The organism is Streptomyces palmae, from assembly GCF_004684805.1.
GTDB lineage: Bacteria > Actinomycetota > Actinomycetes > Streptomycetales > Streptomycetaceae > Streptomyces > Streptomyces palmae.
Map to the genome: position 1 here is coordinate 1 of NZ_SRID01000782.1, position 677 is coordinate 677.

Annotated in this window: 1 pseudogene; it reads left to right on the forward strand. The window is 74.3% G+C overall.

What is annotated here, in order from left to right:
• A pseudogene (locus E4099_RS34740) lies at positions 1-522 on the forward strand (hypothetical protein); the annotation flags it as partial.
• Between the last annotated feature and the right edge of the window lie 155 nt (positions 523-677).

A 677-nucleotide genomic window follows, 5' to 3' on the forward strand; every position in this document is an offset into this window, starting at 1 on the left:
GGGCCGCGGGGAGTACCGGTGATGCCGGGGGCGCAGGGAGTACCGGGCACGCCGGGGGCGCCTGGGACGCTGGGGACACCGGGTACGCCCGGGGCGCAGGTGCCGCTGCCGCCCCCAGGGCGGCAGGCGGGCGGCCCCCAGCCCCCGAGCGCCGCCACAGCGGTACTGCTGCGGTTCATCGGCTGCCTGGCGCTGCTCTGGGCGATCGGCTCCTTCCTGCCGTGGAACTTCCTGAACACGGTTCCGTCCGACTACGTGCCCCAGGCCCTGCTCATCACCTCCCTGATCGCCCTGCTGCACGCCGTGCCCCGGCCGCGCTGGTCCCCTGCGCCGGCCTGGCTGTTCACCGTGGTCTTCGACGTGCTGCTGTACCTCGCGTTGAAGAGCCTGCTGAAGCAGTGGTTCGGCTGGGAGACCCTGGGCTTCGGCGACACCACCGGGCACCTCCTGATCAACATGGCGATCCTGGGGACCGGCGCCTGGCTCCTGTGGTGGAAGGTGCCCGGCAGCCGCCCGTCCTGAGCCACGGCCCCCGGCGGGAACGGAACGCGCTGCCCGGCGGGAGCGGAACACCGGGCGCGACGGCCCCCTCGGCAAGCCACCGCCCCGCACCACGGCAAGCGGCAGGACGGACTCTCCCGCACCGGTGCCACCATCCCGAGCCGCCCCCGCCATCC